The sequence below is a fragment of the Usitatibacter palustris genome (genome assembly GCF_013003985.1).
Classification (GTDB): domain Bacteria; phylum Pseudomonadota; class Gammaproteobacteria; order Burkholderiales; family Usitatibacteraceae; genus Usitatibacter; species Usitatibacter palustris.
In genome coordinates, this window is sequence record NZ_CP053073.1 from 3,774,340 (window position 1) to 3,794,346 (window position 20,007).

A 20,007-nucleotide genomic window follows, 5' to 3' on the forward strand; every position below is an offset into this window, starting at 1 on the left:
CTTCGTGCTAACATCCCGTGATAACCTCCTGAGAGGGGAACGTCCGGCGCATGGGCACGATTCGCATCCGGTTCATCTTGGTGGCACTGGCGGTCGGGTTTTTCGCGATCGGGATGGCCGCTTTCCTCGATTACTTCAAGTACAAGAGCACGTTCGGGGAGACGGTGCGTTCGCGCGTCCTCGTGACGGGCCGCAACATCGAGAACACGGTGCAGGCCTCCCTTTCGGTCGGCATGCAGTTCACCGACCTCGCCACCCTCACCGACCTGATGAAGCGCGAGCTCGAAAGCGACGAGCTCACGACCGGCTTCGACGTCTTCGACCACACCGGCCAGGTGATCTACAGCACGGACCCCACGCGCGTGAAGCGCGAGGTTCCCGCGAGCTGGCTCAGGATTGCCGAGCTCACCAAGGGCACCGAGTGGAGCACCGAGGAAGGTGAAGAGCTCGTCGCCGGCATCACCCTCAAGAACAACTTCGACCTGACGGTCGGCTACCTCGCGCTGCGCTATTCGGCGGACTACGTCAGCAAGGCGACTGCGAAGGTCGGCCGCGAGATCGCGATCGCCTCGGGCCTCGCCTTCCTGGCGGTCGCCTTGATCACGCCCTTCGTGCTGATCATCGTCATCCGGCGCTTCGAGCGCGATCTCCTCGTACTGGAGTCGGCGGTGAGCCACCTCGAGGACGGGGCGGGCGCGCCGATCCCGACCGATTCGCCCTTCGGGCCGGCCATCGAGTCGATGCGCGATTCGCTATCCCAGGCAAACAAGGGCCTCGACGAAGTACGCGGCAAGCTCGACGCAGCGGGCGCCTGATGCTCGACAAGAATTACCTCTGGCGCATCTACTGGCAGCTCGCCGGCGTGATCATGGCGAGCGTGGTGGTGGGGCTCGCCGTGGTTTCGTACTTCTCGCACAGCGCTTTCCAGCGCGAGCTCGTTCCCGAGACCGAGAAGAAGGCCATCACGGTCGGCGCCTCGGTTCGCGCGCTCGTGCTCAAGGCCACGGGTGCGGGCATCCCCTTCGACTCGCTCTACGGCGTGGAGCAGACCTTCGACGAAGTGCTCGCCGAAAGTCCCGAGTTCGCGCACATCGCGCTCACCGACGCGAGCGGCCGCGTGCTCTTCACGCGCGGCAAGGAACCGCCGGCGGCGCGCGAATACTTCAGCCGTCCCGCCGTGCTCGCCGGCCTCACCTCGCCGGGCCTGCCCGTGCCCGCCGTGAAGCTCGGCGCGCTCTTCGTGGTGTCGATCCCGATCGTCGAAGCCGGCAAGACGCCCAAGGGCATGCTCCACATCGGCATCGATTCGGCGTTCGTCGACCGCGTGCTGCTCGAAGTGCTGCTCGACATCGTGGTGGTGCTGGTGGTGTCGCTGTTCTTCACGCTCGAGCTGCTGAACTTCATGGCCGGTGCCCGCCTCGCTTCGGGCCTCGGGGAATTCACGCGCCAGGTCGAGCGCATGAAGGTGGGCGACTTCACGCCGAGCGGCCGCATCCGCGTGAACGACGAGATCGGGCGGCTGCTTCGCTGGATCGATTCGGCGATCGACCACCTGAACGTGCGCTTCGAGTTCCTCCTGGGCGACTTGAACTCGAAGATGAAGAACGCCGCGCCCGCCGCGCGCGAGAAGCTCGCCGCCGCCGCGGCCGCGATGGATTCACTGCACACGCGCATGCGCTTCGGCGACGGTGCGGCGCAACAGAAGACCGAGGAAACCGACCTCAACCGCATCCGCGCGCCGCTCTTCGCGTTCATCCTCGCCGAGGAGCTCACGCGCTCCTACCTGCCGGGCTACGTGAACCAGCTGATCGTGCCGATCCCCGGGATCTCGCCGCAGGTCGTGATCGGCCTGCCGATCATGCTGTTCATGCTGATCGTGGCGCTGGGCCAGCCCTACCTGGGCGGCTGGAGCGAGCGCGTCGGGCGCCGCCAGGCGATGCTCGTGGGCGCGATCCTCGCGACGATCGGCTTCGCCGCCACCTCGCTCGCCTACAACCTCTACGACCTGCTCCTGTGGCGCTCGCTGTGCGCGCTCGGCTACGGCATGGTGTTCGTCTCGGCACAGGGCTACGTGCTCGACCGCACCGACGGCAACAACCGCGCGCAGGGCTTCGCGCTGTTCATCGGCGCGATCATGGTGGCCACCGTGTGCGGGCCTTCGATCGGCGGCATCCTCGCCGACAACATCGGCTTCCGCCTGTCGTTCGCCGTCTCCGCCGGCATGGCCTTCCTGTCGTTGCTCGCGATCGTGCGGCTGCCCAAGGAAGAGGAACGGGATGTCGACGTGCCCACCACGCGCGCGCCCAAGCTCTCCGAAGTGGTCGCCCTCATCTTCAACCGCCGCTTCATGACGCTCACGGGCCTCGCGGCGATGCCCGCGAAGATCCTGCTCACGGGCGTGTGCTTCTACCTCGTGCCGCTCTACATCGTCTCGATCGGCAACACGCAGGCGATGGCGGGCCGCATGCTCATGGTCTACGCGATCATGATGGTGCTGGTCGTGCCGTTCGCGGCCACGCAGTCGGACGCCTCCCTGCGCCGCGAGCGCTATGTGTCGCTCGGCCTCGTGATCTCGGGCCTGGGCGGATTCCTGCTGCTGGTCTCGGAGAGCTTCCTGGTGCTGTTCGGCGTGGTGTTCCTGCTCGGCCTGGGACAGGCACTCTCGATCGCGGCGCAATCGGCGCTCGTGGGCGAGCACTGCCAGGAAGAGATCAGGAAGTACGGCGCCGATGCGGTCTACGGCGTCTATCGCCTGCTCGAGCGCTTCGGCAACGTGCTCGGTCCCCTGATCGCGAGCGTGCTGGTGATCCTCTGGGGCTACCAGGGCGCCTTCGTCGCGATCAGCCTGTTCGTGTTCGTCTGCGGACTGCTGTTCGCGCTCCTGACGCGCTATGGCCCCCTCCACCACGAGGCCGCTCGATGAACACCACTTTCTTCGCGCGCATCGTGCTCGTTGCCGCCGCCGTGTGGTCGGTCGTGGTCGCGACCGACGCGCAGGCGCAAACGCGCACGAAGCCGCTGCGCATCTACGCGATCACGTTCCGCGGCATGACCGATGTCGAACGCGGGTTCCAGGACTACTTCGCCTCTCGCCGCATCCCGGTCGAGATCACCTTCAGGGACTTGAATCGCGACGCGTCGCGCATGCCCGGATTCATCGACGAGATCCGCCGCACGCGGCCCGACCTCATCTACACCTGGGGCACGTCGGTGACGCTGGGCGTGGTGGGCCCGCACGACAAGCCCGATCCGTCCAAGTACATCACCGACATTCCGGTGGTCTTCACGCTCGTCGCCTCGCCCGTGCTCGCGAAGATCGTCCCCGATCTCAAGAACCCGGGCCGCAACGTGACCGGCGTCTTCCACGTGGCGCCCATCGAGGCGCAGATGCGTGCGATGGCTTCCTACCGCCCGTTCAAGTCGATCGGCATGCTCTACACGCCCACCGAGCAGAACTCCGTGGTGGTGGTCGACGAGGTGCGTGCCGTGGGCAAGAAGCTCGGCTTCACGGTGATCGCCTATCCCTTCCGGCTGGATGCGGAAAAGAAAGTGATCATCGACGGCGCGCCCGAGATGGTCCGCCAGTTGAAGAACCACCAGCGGGTCGATTGGCTCTACCTTCCGCCCGATTCGTTCCTCGGCACGCAGACGAAGAAGGTGATCATCCCCGCGGCGATGGAAGTCGGATTGCCCACCTTCGCATCGACCGAGCAGCTGATGGAGACGGGTGCGCTCACCGGCCTCGTGAGCCGCTACCACGCGATCGGCCAGTTCACGGCCTACAAGGTCGAGCAGATCCTGATCAACCGCGTGCCCGCGGACAAGATCCCGGTCGAGACCCTCACGCGCTTCTCGCTGCAGGTGAGGCTCGAGGTCGCGGAGGCGCTGAAGCTGCCGCCGCCGCTGCCGATGTTCAACTACGCCGAGTTGCTCGGCCCCGACGGGCAGGCCGCGACCAACTAGCGGTCGCGCATCAGCGCGGCAAGCAGTTCGCCGACGATCTCCGCGGTATCTTCCGACTGCGATTTGAAAACGAGCAGCGTGTTGCCGACCGTGCGCTGCAGGCGCAGGCCTTCGGCATAGAGGTGGATCTCGGCCTGCGGCGAGTACGCGATGGCCGCCGCGGGCTTCATCCCGCTCTTGAAGATGAGCCGCTGGTTGGTGAGGATGAGGTAACCCTCGCCCTGGCTGCGCGCGCCGTCGAGCGGCATCCCCTGGACCTTCGCCGAGTTCGCCACGTAGGGCTTGCCCCACTTCACGGCCACGCCATCGCGCCCTGACGTCGTCGGGCGATCGAGCATTTCGACCTGCACCGCGTAGTGCGCGATCTCGCCGGGCTGGAACTGCACCTGGCGCAGCGCCGCGTTTTCCTTGGGCACCACCGGAATGCGGCCCTGGCGGATTTCGGTGAGCACGCGAAGCTTGGAGAGGTTCTGCTTGGTGCGATCGACCTGGTCGTCGCGCAGCGCGAGGAATTTCTGGATCTTCGCGAGCTCGGCGGCTTCACCGGCGCTCAGCTTGCCGCGCGCCTGCGCATCCTTGGCCGCGGTGTTGTAGATCTCGCGGCGAAGCACGGTCTTGTCGTCGCCCGCGTCCTCGATGCCGTGATCCTCGCGCAGCTTCTCGAGCTGGGCGGCCGTCTTGGGGGTGAGCGGTCCGGTCGCGAGCTTCTTCGCTTCTTCCCGGAACTCCGCCTTCTTCTTGTCGCCGCCGAACCAATCCTTGATGCCCATCCGTCCTCCAATGTGGAACTACTCGCAGTGGTATTGCACGATCTCCGTGGCGCCGTCGAGGGAGTGGCCCAGCGTGATCGAGCCCTTCCCGCGCAGCATCGCTTCCTCGCGTCGCAGGATCACCGGCGGTTCGCCGTCGACGGTGATCCAGGTTCCGTTGGCACTCCGGTCGATCACGATGAATTTGTTCTGGCGTTGCTCGACCTCGCAGTGCGCGCGCGAGGCCATGCGGTCGGGAATCACGAGGTCGGCGGTCGCGTCGCGGCCGAGCACGAGCGAGCGGCAGTCGAGCGGCAGGCGGATGGTCTTCTCGCCGTAGACCAGGCGCAACACCGCGGCGCTGGACGTGCGCGCAGTCGTGCGCGTGGCAAGCGTGGTCTCGTCGTCCGTGCCCGACCACAGGACCTCGCAGATGCTGACCTCTTCGGCCTTGCCCTTCACGGGAATGGAATAGAGGCGGCGGCAATCCATCTTGAGCAGCGGCTCGAGGAGGTTCACGGTCTCGAGCGAGGTGATGATCTGGTTGCGCGCGGCCATCTCGGTCAGGCGCGAGGCGAGGTTCACGGTGTCGCCGAAGATGTCGCCCTCGCGCTCGACGATGGGCCCGAAGTGCAGGCCGATGCGCACGCCCATGCGAACGTTGCCCACGGGAGCGAGCTCGCTGAGATCCGTTTGCATCTCGACGGCGGCGCGCGCGGCGTCGGTTCCCTGCGAGAACACGCTCATGACCTCGTCGCCGATCGTCTTGATCACGCGCCCCTGGTGCTTGAGCGTGATCGAAGCGAACAGCTTGACGCACATGTCGATGGCCGCGTGCGCGGCGGAGTCTCCCACGGCTTCGTAGAGCTTCGTGCTGCCGCTCACGTCGGCAAACAGCACGCAGCCCCTGGCCTGTTCCTGGTCCTGCATTCACCCCCCGGTCGGAATTCGTTCGTCCCGCTCTCTCCGGAACGGCAAAAGTTTGCCACAACTACCGCTTCAACCGCTCCATGAAATCCTTGCGGAACTTGGCGACCTTGGGCTCGATGACAAAGCTGCAATACGGATTTGCGGTGCCCACGCGAGCGAAATACTCCTGGTGGTAGTCCTCGGCCTGGTAGAAACGCGACGCAGCCGTTACCTCTGTAACGACGGGATCGCGCCAGAGCTTCTGCTGCGAGAGCCGCGCGATCACTTCGCGCGCGGCCTTCTCCTGTTCCGGCGTATGGAAGAAGATCGCGGACCGGTATTGGGTGCCGACGTCGTTGCCCTGGCGATTGAGCGTGGTCGGATCGTGGACCGCGAAGAACACGGCGAGCAGGTCGCGATACGAAAGCACGGCCGGATCGAACGTCACGCGGATGACTTCCGCGTGGCCCGTGCGGCCTGTGCAGATGTCGTCGTACGTGGGGTTCTCCTTGGAGCCGCCCATGTAGCCCGACTCCACCGCTTCGACGCCCTTCAGCTGGTCGAAGACGGCCTCGACACACCAGAAACATCCGCCCGCGAGCGTGGCGACTTCGCGGACTTTCCCTTCCTCAGCCATGTTTTTGCTCCTAAACTATGTGATTGCCCGCGGGTCCAACCCTTTCGGATGACGCCCAGCGACCTTCATGCAGCCAGTCTAACCGCCACCGGGACCCCTGCCCCGCAGGAGATCTCCGGCGAGGTGCTGCTCGAGAAATACGCGAAAGGCGCCGAACGGACGCAGCGCGACGTGCGCCTGCGCGTGGCCAAGGCGCTGGCCGCGCGCGAGAAGGACGCCGACCGCGCGAAGTGGGAAGAGCGCTTCCTCGCCGCCCAGGAAGCGGGCTTCATCCCTGCGGGACGCATCGCCTCGGCCGCGGGCACTTCGCTCACCGCCACGCTGATCAATTGCTTCGTGCAACCCGTGGGCGATTCCATCACCGAACTGGTCGATGGCCGCCCGGGCATCTACACCGCGCTCGCTGAAGCCGCCGAGACCATGCGCCGCGGCGGCGGCGTGGGCTACGACTTCTCCTCGATCCGTCCCGAGGGCGCCTTCGTCCACGGGACCGCCTCGCGCGCGAGCGGGCCGGTCTCGTACATGCGCGTGTTCGATCGTTCCTGCGAAACCGTGGAATCCGCGGGCGCGCGGCGCGGCGCGCAGATGGGCGTGCTGCGCTGCGACCATCCCGACATCGAAACCTTCATCCACGCGAAAGATGAAGGCGACCTCGCCAATTTCAACATCTCGGTGGGCGTGACCGACGACTTCATGCGCGCGGTGGAGGCCGATGCCCCCGTGGAGCTCGTGCACAAGGCCGAGCCGTCGCAGGCCGTGAAGGATGCGGGCGCATACAAGCGCGGCGACGGCCTGTGGGTCTACCGCAAGGTCGCGGCGCGCGAGATCTGGGGCCAGGTGATGCGCTCGACGTACGACCATGCGGAGCCGGGCGTGGTGTTCCTCGACCGCATGAACCGCGACAACAACCTGCACTACTGCGAGACGATCGAGTCGACGAACCCTTGCGTGACCGCAGACACGTGGGTCATGACGTCTGACGGTCCGCGGCAGGTATCGGAGCTGCTCGACACGCCCTTCGAGGCAGTCGTGGGCGGGCGCGCGTACCAAACAGTTTCGACTGGCTTTTTCAAGACGGGAACGAAGCCGGTGTATCGACTTCGCACTCGCGAGGGCCATTCGGTTCGCCTCACTGCCGATCACCCCGTCCTTCGTGTCTGGCATTCGACGCGCTATCGACTCGAGAGCGAGTGGGCCGCCGCCAGCGAACTGAAGTCGGGCGACCAGATTGGCATTCACAACCATCGGGAGACGGTGCGATGGGAGGGCGCGCATTCGTTCCAGGAAGGCTACCTCGTCGGGCTGCTTGTCGGGGATGGCCATCTCCACAAGGAAGGCGCCGTGCTCGGTGCATGGGATCCCGACTTCGCACGAGAGGCTAACGGCGGCGTTCGGCTGTCGCCGGGCGTCGCATCAATGATGCAAGCGGCTTACGACGCCGCATGCACCCTGCCCCATCGCGCGGATTTCTCGGGATGGGTTGAGGTTCCTCGTACGCGAGGGCATTTCAGGCTTCAACTCGCATCGTTGCGCGACCTTGCCGGGGAACTCGGGATGGTTATCGGCCACAAGAAGGTCACGGCGGCCATCGAGCGAACGTCATCGCGTTTTCATCAGGGATTTCTTCGTGGTTTCTTCGATGCCGATGGATCCGTACAAGGCTCGCAGGAGAAAGGCGTATCTGTGCGCTTGGGACAGGTAAGCCTGCCGTGCCTCGAGGCAGTGCAGCGGATGCTGCTGCGACTGGGCATCGCATCCACCATCTATAAGGATCGGAAGGCTGCTGGTGAAGGACTCTTCCCGGATGGACGGGGTGGCCATCGCCTGTATCCAACGCAAACGGCGCATGAACTCGTGATTAGCGGCCAGAACATCGCGCGCTTCGCCGACGTCATCGGCTTTTCGGATGTAGAGAAGCAGGAGCGGCTCGATGCATCGTTGGCAGGCTACGTCAGGACGCTGAATCGGGAACGGTTTTTGGCGACTTTCGAGTCGCTCACTCCGGAAGGAGTCGAGGATGTGTTTGATGTCGAGGTATCGGACGTTCATGCGTTCGATGCCAATGGCTTGTACGTGCACAACTGCTCCGAGCAGCCCCTGCCCCCGTACGGCTGCTGCTGCCTCGGCTCGATCGACCTCGTGCGTTTCGTGCGCGAGCCCTTCGCCGCCAACGCGAGCTTCGACTTCGCGGCCTTCGCGCAGAACGTGGCGGTGAGCGTGCGCATGCTCGACAACGTGCTCGATGTCACGCCCTGGCCGCTGGATGCGCAGCGCGCCGAGGCCATGGCCAAGCGGCGCGTGGGCCTCGGGTTCACGGGGCTGGGCGATGCGCTGCTGATGCTGCGCCTGCGCTACGACACGCAGGAGGCGCGCGACATGGCGGCCCGCATCTCGGAAGCGATGCGCGACGCGGCGTACGAAGCATCGGTGGAGCTCGCGAAGGAGCGCGGCGCGTTCCCGCTCTTCAATGCCGACCTCTACCTCTCGGGCGGCAATTTCGCTTCGCGCCTGCCCGCGGCGTTGAAGGAACGCATTCGCAAGCACGGCCTGCGCAACTCGCACCTGCTCTCGATCGCGCCCACCGGCACGATCAGCCTCGCCTTTGCCGACAACGCCTCCAACGGCATCGAGCCGCCGTTCTCGTGGACCTACACGCGCAGGAAGCGCATGCGCGACGGCACGCACAAGGAGTTCCGCGTCGAGGATCACGCGTGGCGCCGCTATCGCCATGCGCACGGCGCGAACGCGCCGCTGCCCGCGTACTTCGTCACCGCGCTCGAGATCTCCGCGCAATCGCACATGCAGATGGTCGCCGCCGTGGCGCCGTTCATCGACACGAGCATTTCGAAGACGGTGAACGTGCCCGAGGACTATCCGTACAAGGACTTCGAAGGTCTCTACCTTTCCGCTTGGAAGGCGGGCCTCAAGGGGCTCGCCACCTATCGGCCCAATGACGTGATCGGCGCCGTGCTGACCGCAACACCCGCACCCGCCACCGCGCCCGCGGTGCCGGCGGCGCCCGCGCCCACCGCGACCGATGGCGCGAACCACCGCCTCGCGATCAAGAAGTTGCCCGAGCCCGTGCTCGCGAGCCTGCGCTGGCCGGGCCGGCCCGAGCTGCCCGAAGGCAACCCGGCGTGGACGTACATGATCGACTCACCCTTCGGCCGCTTCGCGCTCTTCGTGGGCCACGTCGAAGGCGAGGATGCGCGCGCGTTCCCGTTCGAGGTGTGGGTCAACGGCGCCGAGCAACCGCGCGGCCTGGGTGCCGTGGCGAAGACGCTCTCGATGGACATGCGCGCCAACGACCGCGCGTGGCTGCGCATGAAGCTCGAGGCACTCGCGCAGACGGCGGGGGACGACGCGTTCGAGATGCGCTTCCCGCCCAACGGGGAAGTGAAGGCCGTGCCCGGCGTGGTCTCGGCGATGGCGCAGATCGTGCGGTGGCGCTGCGAGAAATTGAAGGTGTTCGATGCACCCGGATCCCTGCCCGTGCTCGATGCGATGTTCAGCGTCGAGGAGCCGCGCACGGGAACCGACGGCACGCTCTCGTGGACCGTGGATGTCTCGAACCCCGCTTCGCACGACGAGTTCGTGCTGGGCATGAAGGAAGTGCAGATGCCCGACGGGCAGATGCGGCCGTACTCGCTCTGGCTCTCGGGGCATTACCCGCGCGCGCTCGATGGCCTCACGCGCATCCTCTCGCTCGACATGCGCGTGGTCGATCCGGCGTGGATCGGGATGAAGCTCCGCAAGCTCCTCGACTACTCCGAACCGCTGGGCGACTTCATGGCGTTCGTCCCCGGCGAACGGCGCCAGCGCAACTGGCCCTCGACGGTCGCGTATGTCGCGGCCCTCGTGATCCATCGCTACGCGATGCTGGGCGTGCTCGACGAGCGCGGCTACCCGGTGCGCGAGATGGGCGTGCTCGAAGCGCCGCGCGGCATCGAGGAGCCGCGCGTCATGCGCGGCGCGCTGTGCCGCGAATGCGGCAACGCCACCGTGATCCGCAAGGACGGCTGCGACTTCTGCTCGGCCTGCGGCTGGACCGGCTACTGCGGCTAGAACAACAAGCAGCACCACAAGCAGCAACAAGGGGAGAACACCATGCGCAAGCTCGCCGTCGCGATCGCACTCTCGCTGTTCGCCAGCTTCGCGCTGGCCCAGGCTCCGGCATTTCCCTCCCGCCCCGTCACGCTGATCAGTCCGTTCCCGCCCGGCGGCTCGACCGATGCGATCGCACGCATCATGGCCGAGAAGATGCGCGGGCCCTTGGGACAAACCGTGGTCGTGGAAAACGTCGGCGGCGCCGGCGGGAGCATCGGCGCGGGGCGCGTCGCTCGCTCGACACCCGACGGCTACACGATCGACATCGGCCAGTGGGACAACCACGTCGCCAACGGCGTGGTGTACACGCTCAACTACGACCTGCAGAAGGACTTCGAACCGATCGGCCTGCTGTCGATGAATCCGCAGTTGCTGCTCGCCAGGAAAACGCTCCCGGTCGATGACATGAAGGGTCTCGTCGCGTGGATGAAGGCGAACCCGGGCAAGGCGAACTTCGCCAACCAGCAGGCCGCCGCGCAGACGGCTGCGGTCCTGATGCAGCAATTGACGGGCACCACCGTGCTGCTCGTTCCGTATCGCGGCGGCGGTCCGGCGATGACCGACCTCATGGCGGGCAACATCGATTTGCTCGCGATCCAGGCTGCCGCGGCAATGGCGCAGGTGAAGGCGGGCACCGTGAAGGCCCTCGCGAACCTCGCGCCGAAGCGCTCGCCCGCGGTGCCCGATGTTCCCAGCGCGGATGAAGCGGGTGTGCCCGGCCTCTACCTTCCCGGATGGTTCGGGCTCTTCGCACCCAAGGGCACGCCGAAGGATGTCGTCGCGAAGTTGAATGCCGCGATGGTGCAGGTGCTCGCCGATCCCGTCGTGCAGGCGCGCTTCAAGGAGCTCGGCCTCGACGTCGCCTCGCGCGAGCAGCAGACGCCCGAAGGCTTTGCGGCGTTCCACAAGGCGGAGATCGAAAAGTGGTGGCCGATCATCAAGGCCGCCGGGATCAAGGCCGAGTGACGGCCTAGTTGGGTGAAAGGCCCTTGGAGCGCAGCCACTCCGCGTTGAAGAGGCGCTGGAAGTAGAGCGAGCCGCGGTCGCAGAGCAACGTGACGATCGTGTGCCCGGGGCCGAGGATCTTCGCGGTCTCGACGGCGGCGCAGACGTTGATGCCGGTCGATCCGCCGACGTACAGGCCTTCCTCGCGCAGCAGGCGATAGACCATCGTCACCGCGGATTGGTCGCTCACCTGCACCGCGTCGTCGACCGGCGTGCCTTCGAAGTTCGCGGTGATGCGCGTCGTGCCGATGCCCTCCGTGATGGAGCTGCCTTCGGCCTTCAGCTCGCCGGTCTTCTTCCAGCTGTAGAGCGCGCTGCCCTGCGGGTCGGCGAGCACGATCCGCACGCCGGGCTTCTTCTCCTTGAGGAAGCGCGCCGTGCCCGCGAGCGTGCCGCCCGTGCCCACCGCGCTCACGAATGCATCGACCCGACCGCTGGTGTCCTTCCAGATCTCGGGGCCGGTCGATTCGTAGTGCGCCTGGCGATTGACGACGTTGTCGAACTGCTGCGCCCAGATCGCATTCGGGATTTCCTTCGCGAGCCGCCCGGCGATCTTCTGGTAGTTGTCGTCGTCCACGTAGGGCTTGGGCGGAACGGGCCGCACGTCGGCGCCCAGCACGCGCAGCAGATCCATCTTTTCCTGCGACTGGTTGTCGGGGATCACGATCACGCACTTGTAGCCGCGCGCGGCACAGATGTGCGCGAGCCCGATGCCGGTATTGCCCGCCGTGCCTTCGACCACCGTGCCGCCGGGCTTCAGCGTGCTGCGCGCTTCCGCGTCGCGCACGATCCACAGCGCGGCCCGATCCTTCACCGAGCCGCCCGGGTTCAGGAATTCGGCCTTGCCGAGGATCTCGCAGCCGGTCTCCTCGCTCAGCCGCGCGAGGCGAATGAGCGGCGTGTTGCCGACGCTGCCGATGAAGCCTTCGCGGAGGGTCATGGGGCTCCTACTCGAAGGTGAAACGATACACCGCGTCGACACCTGGTTTGTCACCGGCGATCAGCAGCAACTGGAGCTGCTTGGTGAGCTGGTAGGTGAAGCGCAGCGTGGCTTCCGCGTCGGCGAGACTGTGCTGGTAGGAAACGTAGATGTCCTTGGTGAGGCGCTTGCCCACGGTGAAGACTTCGGAGCCCGAGGTCGCGCCCGTCTTGCCCGCGACCGTGCTCTGCGGCAGCGCGCCGAGCGCGCTCGTCGAATCGCCGCGGCCGACGCGAACCTCGTCGAGTCCGAGGCCGCGCAGCATGCGGCGATTCTCGGGATTGCCGCCGAGCATCGCGTTGGCTGCCGCGAGCAGGGTCGCTGCGTCGCCTTCGGAAGCATCCGAGGGACCGCGTCCCAGCACGAGCCACGAAAGTTTCTCGTGGTCGGGCACGTCGGGGCGCGAATAGAGCTGCACGCGCGGACGCGCCACGTTGCCGAGGATCTCCACGCCGGCGACGACGGGAAGGCCCGTTCGCACCGCGAGGACATTGAGGCCCGGGTTGTCGAGCGGGCCCTGGAAGTTCAGCACGCCGCGCTCGATCGCGAGCTTCTGGCCATACGCATCGTAGGTTCCGCCGTCGGCGCGGATTGAACCGGTCGAGAGCAGGCTGCGGCCCGGTTCGCCGCGCAGGCGCACTTCGCCCGCGAGACGCGTGGAGAGGCCGCGCCCCGAGAAGTACAACTGGTCGCCGAGGCCGACGCGCAGGTCGAGCGTGAGGCGCTGGCGGTCGCGCGTGCTCGCCGGCTGCAGCTCGCCGCCGCGATCGATCATCACGTCCTCGCCCAGCGACGGCGGCGCCACGTCGGCAATTCCGAACCACCCCGCGTCGGCCTTGAATGCGCCCACGACGGTGAGACCGCCTTCCTTCGCCTCGACCTTCGCTTCGCCGCTCGCGACCACGAAGCGCGTCGGGTGCTGCGACACCGGATACTTGTCGGCCTTCACGACGATCGAGCCGGTGCGCGTGGCGAAGTCGATGCGGCCGCTGCCGCTGATCGTGCCGGTGGCGGGTCCCAGTCCTTCGAGCCGTCGCTCGGCCCGGCGCGGCTGGCGCCAGGCGCTCGAGAGCTCGAGGCGATCGATCACGACTTCCTGTCCGTTGAGCGTGAGCGCCACGCGGCCCGAATCGATGTCGAAGCCCAGCCCCGGCTCGCGCAGCTGCAGGCCCTCGAGCGCGACGTTGCCGCGCCACGAGGGCGAACCGACCGTGCCGGCGAGCGTGACCTTGCCCTTCAATGCGCCCTGCAGTTGCGCATCGGGACCCAGCCAGTCGGCCGCCCAACCGAGCGTGGGCATGTCCGCGTCGATTTCTCCGGCGAGCGGTGCCTCCTTGATGAGCGTCCAGCCCTCGGCGCCGCCGCGCACTTGCGTGGACGCGCGGATATCGACCTTGCCGACCTGGCCGCCGCGCAACGAAAGCGTGGCCTTCACGTCGCCGCGCGCGGCTTCGATCGATGCGGTGAGCTCTTCGATGCCGAGCGCGACCGGCGGTTCGCCCAGCCGCACGTCGCCGCGAATGCGCTTCATGCGCACGAAGCCCTCGACCGTGTCGGTGACCTTGATGTCCCAATCGCCGGCCATCACGAGGTTCGAACGCGGGTTGCTGGGCAGCCCGAGCGCGCGCACGAGGGGCCGCGTGAGCAGGCCCTGGCTGTGGCCGCGCGCCTCGATGCGCGTGGGCGTCCAGCGCGTGAGCTCGAGCCGCGCTTCGCCGTAGTCGCCCTTGAGCGAGACATCACCGAGCTCGACGAGATCGCGCGCCACCGAGAGCGTCGCGGGCGCGGTGAGCGAGATCGGGTTGGTGCCGGTGAGCGATCCGGATTCGATGCGGCCTTTCCACGAGGGCGCCGCACCTTTCTCGTCGAGCCCGCCCTGGAGCACGAGGCGCAGGCGTCCGGCGCGGGCGTTGGCCGCTGCCGCCGGCACCAGTCCTTCGCGCGCGAGCTCAGCCGGGAGCGCAGCGTCGAGCGTCGTGCGCTGGTTCGCGCGCGATCCGGTGGTCGTGACGGTGGCGCGTGTGGCGAGCAGGTCGGTGCCACCCGCGACCTTGCGCACGAGGTTGGTGATTTCGATCGCGCCATCGAGCCGGCTCTCGGCTTCGGTCCCGAGCTCGAGGCGCGCCGTCGCGGTCGCGATTGAAATTCCGCCGGGAAGGACCAGCTTCGTGCCGTTCGCATTGAACTTGCCCGCGGGTGCCGCGAAGGTGCCCGTGAGATTCGCGTCGACATTGAGGGCGCCAGCGACCGGCGTGCCCAACGCCTTGCCGATGGCCGCGAGGTCGGGTGCGGCGAGCTGCACGGCGAGCGCATCGCCCGCGCGGCCGAACGCGCCCTGCGCCTTGAGGCGCGCATCGGCAAGTGCGAACTCCACGTCAACGCGTGACAGGCGCTGCGCTTCGCCCGTGAGCGTTGCGCGGCCGTTGAGCGAGAGCTCCGCGAGGCGGCTCGGTGCGAGCTCGAGCGTTGCTTCTCCCGCGAGCGACGGCGAGAGCGAACCCTTCGCCCGCAGCTTGCCGCTGATGTCGCCCGAGGGCACTTTCGCGAAACGCGACGGGTCCACATGCTCGAGGCTCGCGGTCACTTCGAAGTCGCGGTGCCCGTCGAGCGCCATCGAGCCTTGCAGGAGCGCGACTGATTCGGCTCGCGCAACGCGCGCTTCGGCCACCGTGAGGCGGCGATTCTCGATCGACGCGCGACCGGCAATCTCGAAGCGTGGCTCCGAGAGCTTCAGCTCGAAGCTCTGCGCCTGCTTCGTCGCATGCGCGGTGATGTTGCCCGCGAGCTGCGTGGCGCGCAGCTTCGAATGCCACGAGGCGAGGTCGAGGCGGCTCACCGCGAGCTTCGCCTCCGCGCGCTCGCCGTCGACGAGAACGTCGCCCACCGCGCTGCCGCCTCCGGCGAAACCGATCGCCGCTTGCGTGAGCTCGTAGCGCCGGCCCTTCCAATGCAGGCGTCCGCGCGCTTCACTCACCGGCAGGCGCTGCTGGTCGATGGGGCCGGCCTGCGCGTTCGCGAGCCTCGCGGTCCCCGCAAGCGCGCCGTCGCCCGTCGCGGCGAGATCCGCTTCCACCGTGATCGCGGTGCGCGGCGCGGCCGGCACGAAGGCGTTGACGTCGATGCCCGCGAGCTTGCCGCGCACGTGACGCAGCGGTTGCGCTTCGTAGGGCTCGACCGCGATCGTCGCCTCGCCCGTCACGCCGCCCTCCTCGCCTTTCACGCGCGCCTCGAACTTCGCGAGCTCGCCCTGGGCGCGGCCCGACACGCTGTAGCGCCGGCCCTCGCGTTCCCCGGTGAGCGTCGCGGTGATGTCGAGCTTGAACGGACGCACCGCACCGACGGAGCCCTTGAGGTCGAGCCGGCCCGCGGCGGTCTTCGCACCCACGCTGTCGAAACGCCATACGTCCCCCGAGGCCACGGACACGAGCGCGATGTCGTTCACCTCGAAACCCGGCGTCCACTTGCCGCCCTCGGCAAGCGTGCCCATGCGGACACTCTTCACATCCGCGCGATCGACCTGGATGGTGAGCGGCGGCTCGAGCGAGAGCGGCAGCTTGCCGCGCTCCTTCGACGGCGGTGTCGCGATCGAGATCGTGTCCACGGTTAGAGCGGTCACGTGGAACCGCCCGCGCAGGAGACCGAGCGGCGTCCAGTCGAAGCGCACGCCCTCGGCCGTCACGAGCAGGTTCGGGCGACGCCATTCGACCGAGCGCGCGGACAACGGTCCCAACAATCGCCCCTCGAGTCCTTCGGTCTTCAATCCGGCGGCGGCCATCACCATGTTCGCGCCGCCGCTCGAACCCACGGCCCAGAGCGTGACGAGGAACGCGACCAATGCGGTGCCCGCGAAGAGGATCACCGTGCCGAGGAAGAGATGGCGGCGCGTCATGTCAGAACGCCACCGAGACGGAAAACGAGACGCGCCACTTGCGCGTGTTCTCGGCATACGCGAGGTCGAAGGCGAGCGGACCGGCCGGCGTGCGCCAGCGCGCCCCCAGGCCATAGCTCGCGTTCGCGTTGAGCCCCGTCGGCTCTTCACCCGCGTCGCCGATGTCGGTGAAGACGGCGCCACCCCACTGCTTGCTGAACCAGTGCACGTACTCGACCGAACCGGTGAGCAGGTAGCGGCCGCCGACCACCGCATCGCCGTCGCGCGCGCCGAGGCTTTCGAAGGCGTAGCCGCGATTGGAGCGCGAGCCGCCCGCGCGGAAGAGGAAATCCTCGGGAATGCCTTCGCGGCTCACGGCAAAGGTGCGGCCGATTTCCCCGCGCAGGAGCAGCTGGTCATTCGCGGTGAGGGGAAACCAGTGCTGGTAGATCGCATAGGTCTGGACGAAATCCTGCGTCGAAAGGAACGCCTTGCCGCCCGCGGCGATGCGCACCTTGAGCACGCCGCCCTTGGTCGGATCGAGCACTGCATCGACGAAGCGCCACGTCGCTTCGCCCACCGGCGCCAACGCGCGCGCGATCGATTCATCGGCGTTGTCGGGCTGCTTGCGTTCGAACTGGTAGACCAGGCCGACGCGGTAGTCGTCCTGCGGGCGCAGCTTGAACTGGCGGTATGCGGCAAGCGCGACCCGGTTCGTCTCCAGGCCCTGGTTGGATTTGTGCTCGAAGAGCACGCCGAAACTGTCCTTCGTATCGATGCGATCTCCGAGCGGGCCGCCGAGCGTGAGCGGCGGCAGGAAGAAATCCACGTAGCCGATCTGGCGCGTGCGGTCGAGGCCGAGCGCGCTCTGCATGTCGAGCGCCGAGCCGAAGGCATTGCGGTGCCGGTACGAGACTTCGCCGCGCACGCCGGTATCCGTGCCGTAACCGAGGGAGAGCCCGATGTCGACGGGCGCGCGCTCGACGATCGTCACCTGCATCGGGACGTTGCTCGGGTTCGCCGGATCGCGCTCGATGTCGATCACGACGCTCGCGAAGAACGGCGTGTTCTGCAGGATGCGCTGGAAATCGCTCACCTTGTCCTGGCGGTAGGCGTCGCCGGGCTGCTGCGTGTAGTAGCGCCGCACGAGGCTTTCCGGATAGCGCTTGAGGCCCGTGACGACCATCGGCCCGATCGTGAAGCGCGGGCCGCTCTCGAGGATGACCTTGAGCAGGACCTTCGACGATTCGGCGTCGACGATCGCCACGCTGTCGGCCATCTTCGCCGCGGCGTAGTGGCGCTCGGAGAGTTTCTCGAGGATGCGGCCCTTCGCGTCGTCCCAGTCGGCCTGGCGGAAGAAGCGGCCCGCGGGGAGCGTCCACGACTGCGTCACGTCGGCGCGCTGCGCCTCGCGGCCGTCGCCTTCGCCGGAAACGTCGCCTTCGAATTCCACGATCACGCGATCGACGATCGTGCGCGGGCCCGGCGTCACGCTCACGACGAGCTTGCGCGCTTCGCCCTCGCCTTCGACGCGCGTCTCGACCTTCGCGAAGAAGTAGCCCTCGGCCGCGGCGATCTCGGGCACGCGCCGGTTCACTTCGCGCAGGAACGGGCGGATCGATCGCGCGCGCGCCTCCGTCGTTTCGACCTCGGGCAGCGTGATGTGCTTCGCGAAGATCGCCTTCAGCTCCTCGGGCGCCTCCCACACGATGTTGCGCGCCGCCGCACTCATCGCTTCGAGCCTCTGGCGGCGCGCTTCGCGATCGCGCGCCCTCGCCTCCGCCGTTTCGTCGGGCGTGGGTTCGTCGTCGTCGGGATCTTCCGCGGGCCGCGGCGCGGTCGTCGCGGCAGGAGCGGGCTCGCGCGGAGGATCGGGCTGCGGCGCTTGCGCCATGGCAAAGCCGGCCGCGAAGAGCCATGCCCCGCAAGCCAGTCGTCCTACAAAGAGGCGCTCGAGTGAGGACACGGTTGAATACTGGACCGGAAGGCCTCCCGGCAGTTCAACCGGCGCGATGCGAATCCCCGAGCCGGCGGATGCGCGCATCGAGCCGATCGATCGCATCGCGAAGCTCCGTGACGCCGCGCTTGAAATCCTCGACCTTCACGCGCGAGGCGATGAGCGGGCGCTCCTCGGTCCAGTACTCGGCCGCGCCCTGCGCGGTGCGCAGCACGGCGTCGCCTGCCCAGCGGGCCGCGGTGCCGGCGGTATTGACCGCCCGATGGGCCGCGGCATCGCCCACGACGCGCGAGAGATCCTCTTCCGCATCCCACTTGAGGTGCTTCGCGAGGAAGGACACTTCCTGGGCGAATTGCGCGTCGCCCTTGATGCTGACGTCGCGCATCGCGCTTTCATCGCCGCGCGCCAGGCGCGGAAGCACGAAGGGCGAGAGCTGCACCTCGAGGTCGCGGGTGACTTCCTTGCCCGCGGCGGTCACTTCGCCCGTGGTCTGCACCGTCCATGCGAAGGTGAAGGGGCCGACGCGAAACTCCGCCGTGCGGCCCGCGAACGGACGCAACCGCTCCATCGCCACCGGCGTCGAGCGAAGCAAATGATTGAGCATCGCGGTGACGGGACGCGGTTCCATCATGTCTTGAAGCCCCGATGCAGGGCGACCACGCCGCCGGTGAGGTTGAAGTACTCCACGCGGGACAGGCCCGCGATTTCCATCATCGCCTTCAGCGTTTCCTGGTCGGGATGCATGCGGATCGATTCGGCGAGATAGCGATAGGCCGCCTCATCCTTCGCGACGTATTTGCCGATCTTCGGGAGGATCGAGAACGAATAGGCGTCGTAGGCGCCCTGCAGGGGCTTGGCGGGCCGCGAGAACTCGAGCACCAGCACGCGCCCGCCGGGCTTCACCACGCGCGCCATCTCCGCGAGCGCGCGGTCCTTGTGCGTCATGTTCCGGAGGCCGAAGGCCACGCTTGCGCAATCGAAGGAATCCGTGGGAAACGGCAGCGCTTCGGCGTCGCAGAGGGCCAGTGGCGGGAAGATCCCCGCGTCGATGAGTTTGTCGCGCCCCACCGAAAGCATGGCGCCGTTGATGTCGGTCATCCACACCTGGCCCGTGGGACCGGCGCGCTTGGCGAAGGCGAGCGCGAGGTCCCCGCTGCCGGACGCGACGTCGAGCACGCGCGAGCCTTCGCGGACACCGCTCATCGAGATCGTGAAGCGCTTCCACAGGCGGTGCAGGCCCATCGACATCAGGTCGTTCATGAGGTCGTAGTTGCCCGCGACCGACTTGAAGACGTCGCCGACCTTCTTCGCCTTCTCGGCTTCGTCGACTTCCTGGTAGCCGAAGTGGGTCTTGCTCATGCGGAGCAGCCGCCCTTGCCCTTGGGCGGTGAGGGCGAAGCGACGTCGCGAGAGGCCCCGGCCTGGTCGAGGCGCGCGAGGTAACTTTTCCAATTCGAGACCTGGCGCGCCCCCAGGTCGTAGAGGTAATCCCAGGAATACAGGCCCGTGTCGTGGCCGTCGCTGAAGACGAGCTTCACCGCGTAGACACCCACGGGCTCGATCGCGGAGATCTCGACGTTGCGCTGCCCGGTTTGCAGGACTTCCTGCCCCGGGCCATGGCCGCGAACCTCCGCCGAGGGGCTGAAGACACGCAGGTATTCGCAGGGCAATTCGAAGCGCTGGCCGTCATCGAAGGCGATATCGAGGCGGCGCGATTGCTGGTGCAGCGTGATCTCGGTGGGACGGGGGGTGGCCATGGGCTCATTATCCCGTTTTTCCCTGTAATCTGGCTGTCACGCGCAACGCCTAACATGCGGGTTCGATTGGAATTTC

Annotated in this window: 14 protein-coding genes; 5 read left to right on the forward strand and 9 right to left on the reverse strand. The window is 67.3% G+C overall.

Going from position 1 to position 20,007, the window contains the following annotated elements; all coding sequences use genetic code 11:
* The first annotated feature begins 50 nt into the window (after positions 1–50).
* The 3 genes from DSM104440_RS18325 to DSM104440_RS18335 are packed head-to-tail and all read left to right on the forward strand — an operon-like array spanning position 51 to position 3,963.
* The gene (locus DSM104440_RS18325; protein WP_171165238.1) at positions 51–815 is read left to right on the forward strand and encodes a hypothetical protein; all 765 of its coding nucleotides are present in this window, start codon (positions 51–53) and stop codon (positions 813–815) included.
* Positions 815–2,923: an MFS transporter gene (locus DSM104440_RS18330; protein ID WP_171165240.1), complete on the forward strand. Its 2,109-nt coding sequence runs from the start codon at positions 815–817 to the stop codon at positions 2,921–2,923. The genes DSM104440_RS18325 and DSM104440_RS18330 overlap by 1 nt, the downstream gene beginning before the upstream one ends.
* Entirely contained in the window at positions 2,920–3,963 is a 1,044-nt protein-coding gene (locus DSM104440_RS18335) for an ABC transporter substrate-binding protein (protein ID WP_171165242.1), read from the forward strand. The genes DSM104440_RS18330 and DSM104440_RS18335 overlap by 4 nt, the downstream gene beginning before the upstream one ends.
* Here DSM104440_RS18335 and DSM104440_RS18340 read toward each other — a convergent pair.
* The 3 genes from DSM104440_RS18340 to msrA form a co-directional block, all read right to left on the reverse strand.
* A complete protein-coding gene (locus DSM104440_RS18340) occupies positions 3,960–4,733 on the reverse strand; it encodes a hypothetical protein (protein ID WP_171165244.1) in 774 nt (257 codons plus the stop codon). The genes DSM104440_RS18335 and DSM104440_RS18340 overlap by 4 nt on opposite strands.
* Before the next feature lie 18 nt (positions 4,734–4,751).
* On the reverse strand, positions 4,752–5,642 hold the full coding sequence (locus DSM104440_RS18345; RefSeq protein WP_171165246.1) for an adenylate/guanylate cyclase domain-containing protein: 891 nt from the start codon (positions 5,640–5,642) through the stop codon (positions 4,752–4,754).
* Between the two features lie 61 nt (positions 5,643–5,703).
* The gene (gene msrA, locus DSM104440_RS18350; RefSeq protein WP_171165248.1) at positions 5,704–6,258 is read right to left on the reverse strand and encodes a peptide-methionine (S)-S-oxide reductase MsrA; all 555 of its coding nucleotides are present in this window, start codon (positions 6,256–6,258) and stop codon (positions 5,704–5,706) included.
* A gap of 48 nt (positions 6,259–6,306) precedes the next feature.
* Between msrA and DSM104440_RS18355 the strand changes: the two genes are divergently transcribed.
* Both DSM104440_RS18355 and DSM104440_RS18360 read left to right on the forward strand, forming a co-directional pair.
* Positions 6,307–10,323 carry an LAGLIDADG family homing endonuclease gene (locus DSM104440_RS18355; RefSeq protein WP_171165250.1) on the forward strand — a complete coding sequence of 1,339 codons (4,017 nt, stop codon included), beginning with the start codon at positions 6,307–6,309 and terminating at the stop codon, positions 10,321–10,323.
* A gap of 42 nt (positions 10,324–10,365) precedes the next feature.
* Positions 10,366–11,331, forward strand: coding sequence for a Bug family tripartite tricarboxylate transporter substrate binding protein (locus DSM104440_RS18360; protein WP_171165252.1), 966 nt, complete (start codon positions 10,366–10,368; stop codon positions 11,329–11,331).
* Between the two features lie 4 nt (positions 11,332–11,335).
* Here the strand turns inward: DSM104440_RS18360 and DSM104440_RS18365 are convergent, their stop codons facing one another.
* From DSM104440_RS18365 to DSM104440_RS18390, 6 genes are read right to left on the reverse strand one after another with little or no spacing between them, the layout of a single operon-like run.
* Positions 11,336–12,310 (reverse strand): cysteine synthase A, encoded by a 975-nt coding sequence (locus DSM104440_RS18365; protein ID WP_171165254.1) that lies wholly within the window; start codon positions 12,308–12,310, stop codon positions 11,336–11,338.
* 7 nt (positions 12,311–12,317) lie between these two features.
* Positions 12,318–16,238 (reverse strand): translocation/assembly module TamB domain-containing protein, encoded by a 3,921-nt coding sequence (locus tag DSM104440_RS18370; protein ID WP_171165256.1) that lies wholly within the window; start codon positions 16,236–16,238, stop codon positions 12,318–12,320.
* A gap of 1 nt (position 16,239) precedes the next feature.
* Entirely contained in the window at positions 16,240–18,279 is a 2,040-nt protein-coding gene (locus DSM104440_RS18375; RefSeq protein WP_212758136.1) for an autotransporter assembly complex protein TamA, read from the reverse strand.
* Entirely contained in the window at positions 18,218–18,805 is a 588-nt protein-coding gene (locus tag DSM104440_RS18380; protein WP_171165261.1) for a ubiquinone biosynthesis accessory factor UbiJ, read from the reverse strand. The genes DSM104440_RS18375 and DSM104440_RS18380 overlap by 62 nt, the downstream gene beginning before the upstream one ends.
* On the reverse strand, positions 18,802–19,533 hold the full coding sequence (ubiE, locus tag DSM104440_RS18385) for a bifunctional demethylmenaquinone methyltransferase/2-methoxy-6-polyprenyl-1,4-benzoquinol methylase UbiE (RefSeq protein ID WP_171165263.1): 732 nt from the start codon (positions 19,531–19,533) through the stop codon (positions 18,802–18,804). The genes DSM104440_RS18380 and ubiE overlap by 4 nt, the downstream gene beginning before the upstream one ends.
* The gene (locus DSM104440_RS18390) at positions 19,530–19,931 is read right to left on the reverse strand and encodes a gamma-butyrobetaine hydroxylase family protein (protein WP_171165265.1); all 402 of its coding nucleotides are present in this window, start codon (positions 19,929–19,931) and stop codon (positions 19,530–19,532) included. Before DSM104440_RS18390 ends, ubiE begins: the two co-directional genes overlap by 4 nt.
* Positions 19,932–20,007 lie beyond the last annotated feature (76 nt).